The following is a 2,660-nucleotide window of genomic DNA, read 5'->3' as shown; positions in this document are numbered from 1 at the left end:
AGATCATTGAAACAGGAATATATTTACCTGAACCCGCCTAACGGTGGCATGGAACTATTCCAGGGTGTGAAACGGTATGTCGAATTTTATAATAATCAAAGAAGGCATCAGTCTATGGAGGATCTTACTCCAAATGAGGTATTCTATCAAAGCAATAAAAAAGTGTCGTAAATAATCTTAAGTTTGATCTATTGCTGTCCAGCAAACCGGGAGTACTTCACATCAATCATTTTTCAAATCCAATAGGAAGCGAAAAAAATTACACTTAAATATGTCCAAAATAGAGAAAATACGATATGTATTACGGTTTCCTTAAACTTGCCTTTCCAGAGTGCCGAAGAATATCCAAAAAACTGCAGAAACAACCTGATTGACCAAAAAACACCAAATCCTAAAACAATCTTCTTTCCAAGTCCGGTGGAGCGTAATTCATCCGACGAGGTTAAACATAAAACTCCAATTAGAAATACGACTAAAGCGATGAAAAACGTATGAATATACATCATCTGACGATTAACCAAACTCAAGGAAACCAACTCTTTAGACCAATTGAAATACCGTGGAAAAATCACATGCATAAAAGACAATGTAATTAATAAAACGCCAATAATTTTAAAATGTATTTCCATTCTTTTCAAGTATAAAGGTGGAGATAAATGGTGTAATTTTTATTTCATTTTGAATTTTAAGTTCTGCTGCCTGAAAGACTTTTACCCAGGTAGATTTGGAATAAAAATGAAGGAAGCCAATACTATATGCTAAAAAATTAGCCTCATCTCTCAAATGTTCTACAATAAAAATTTGCCCCGAAGGTTTTACTATCCGTTTTAGCTCTTTAAAAAAACTGATCCGCTCCTCTTTGTTCCTAATCTCATGTGCGGATAGAATTACAAATATTTTATCCGCAGAATTTTCCTCCAGCTGCAAATTATCTGACGTTACACTACGAGTTCCAGGAAATGCCGGATATGCTTTTCTAGCTCGTTTAATGGAAACTTCAGTATGTATTAAAGGGTCATAAAAATCAAGCACAATTAATTCTGAAGCCATAAGCATTTTTCCTAAAATAACGCTTGTCTCATCAAATCCCGCATTTATATTAATCACCTTTTGTATTGTTTCGGGAATATCCAGCCAGTTAAAGTCATAAAGTGCAGATAAATCATATACATAGTGGGAAACTGATAGCGAAATTACATTCAGACAAAGAATTGCAATACATGCCGTCCAAAAATACCCATACAAGGATTGATAAGTAATTGATAAAAATAAAAACAGCAATAGAAACCCCATAGACACAGCTTAAAAGTGCCAATTAAAGCGGATAATATTCAAAACTCCTTGAAATGGCTTTCTCATATTTTCCATTGCTCGATTCTTCCTTTTTTCCAAAAATATGGAATATCTGAAATGATAAATGCATTAGCCAAAACGTAGCCTTTTAAATCCAACGCTTTAAGAAATGAGATATCATGTTCTATTACATTTACAGGCCTTGGTAGCCAGTTTTCTCTCAAGCCTTCTATAATTAAAACTTCTTTCTTAGTTTGATTGTAGGTAAAGGTGAAAGGTAAAGGCCCTGCAAACCTTCTTGCTTCTTTCCAATTGGAAAACGGCGAATCTTCAGGCAATGGGATTTCTCCCGCAGCCTCGTCAATTTTTATAGTAAAATCTGAACGCAAAGATTTTATTTGCATACCACTCCCTTGCTTAACTAAAGTTATATCCGTGGTCGTATAGTTGTAATGAGTAAAAATATTACCCATAAATTCCATTCTTCTTTTGTCTGTCTCCGATTTAAGAATAAATAAGCCTCTTAATCTTTTCCCCGATGCATTGGTATATTTTACAAATACACGATAACCAATTAAGAAGAAATCGTTACCAAAAAATTTAGGAAAACCTTTTGGTCTCAATCCTTTTGTCTTCACCAAAGCCACCGCCACGAATGCCCATTTCTCGTTAAATATATCTAACTCGAGGCATTCCGGAATAAGCCCTTTAAGCTGATCCATTGGGACTGCAAATGTTAAAACAACAGCACTCTCAAAGAAAGCTTCCACTGCGAAAGGATGGTTTTTAAGCGCAGAAATCATATCAACTTGGATTAACAGTTCTTTTGTTCATATAGAATTCATTGAGATAGATTGTCAGTATAAACATAAATGCAAAGATTGAATTCATTTTACCCCAAAACAAAAAGTCAGGGACAAAAATAAATTCAAGTATATTCATCGCGGCAACCGTTATAATCTGAATCATAGCATTCAAACGAGGCTTAATCCTGGATAAAATCCAAATTGCCATTCCTATTTCTGAAAGTCCAATTATAATTGCTAATGGTCTGGAATAAGTATCACCTAAAATTCTCGCTATAATTTGTTCGTGCCTTGGCACAAGGTTCAACACTTTACAAAAAAGCCCATTAACAATCCAAACTAAGGCAATAGAGATCGATAAGATCCGATGGATATTTTTGTATTTCATTATCTGGTTGACTTTCTAGTTAGCGTTATAGAATTGGTGCTTTTTTGGATCAAGCGGAATTCTTGGGGGGAAGGAAGTTTAAGCATAGATTTTAGAAAGTCTGAACAGAAAGAATTTGACATCTCTTACGCCCCTGGAAGTAGCCCTGAAAGCTTTCACTTTTGCATTGAAAG

4 protein-coding genes are annotated in these 2,660 nt (G+C 34.7%); 1 reads left to right on the top strand and 3 read right to left on the bottom strand.

Features of this window, described 5'->3' with window-relative positions; all coding sequences use genetic code 11:
• Positions 1-6 precede the first annotated feature (6 nt).
• A complete protein-coding gene (locus H9X96_RS23215; RefSeq protein WP_370576776.1) occupies positions 7-171 on the top strand; it encodes an IS3 family transposase in 165 nt (54 codons plus the stop codon).
• 441 nt (positions 172-612) lie between these two features.
• On the opposite strand, the gene H9X96_RS22345 is transcribed toward H9X96_RS23215, so the two are convergent.
• The 3 genes from H9X96_RS22345 to H9X96_RS22335 form a co-directional block, all read right to left on the bottom strand.
• On the bottom strand, positions 613-1,293 hold the full coding sequence (locus H9X96_RS22345) for a class I SAM-dependent methyltransferase (RefSeq protein ID WP_255431216.1): 681 nt from the start codon (positions 1,291-1,293) through the stop codon (positions 613-615).
• Positions 1,294-1,355: 62 nt separating this feature from the next.
• Positions 1,356-2,096: a DUF2071 domain-containing protein gene (locus H9X96_RS22340; protein ID WP_187668417.1), complete on the bottom strand. Its 741-nt coding sequence runs from the start codon at positions 2,094-2,096 to the stop codon at positions 1,356-1,358.
• 1 nt (position 2,097) lies between these two features.
• On the bottom strand, positions 2,098-2,487 hold the full coding sequence (locus tag H9X96_RS22335; RefSeq protein WP_187668416.1) for a DoxX-like family protein: 390 nt from the start codon (positions 2,485-2,487) through the stop codon (positions 2,098-2,100).
• Positions 2,488-2,660 lie beyond the last annotated feature (173 nt).

The organism is Pedobacter sp. N36a (genome assembly GCF_014472395.1).
Classification (GTDB): Bacteria; Bacteroidota; Bacteroidia; order Sphingobacteriales; family Sphingobacteriaceae; genus Pedobacter.
This window is presented reverse-complemented; position numbering and strand designations above follow the sequence as displayed.

Coding starts and splice junctions, on each gene's coding strand:
- H9X96_RS22335 (WP_187668416.1), bottom strand. CDS start 2,487: ATGAAATACAAAAATATCCATCGGATCTTATCGATCTCTATTGCCTTA.
- H9X96_RS22340 (WP_187668417.1), bottom strand. CDS start 2,096: ATGATTTCTGCGCTTAAAAACCATCCTTTCGCAGTGGAAGCTTTCTTT.
- H9X96_RS22345 (WP_255431216.1), bottom strand. CDS start 1,293: ATGGGGTTTCTATTGCTGTTTTTATTTTTATCAATTACTTATCAATCC.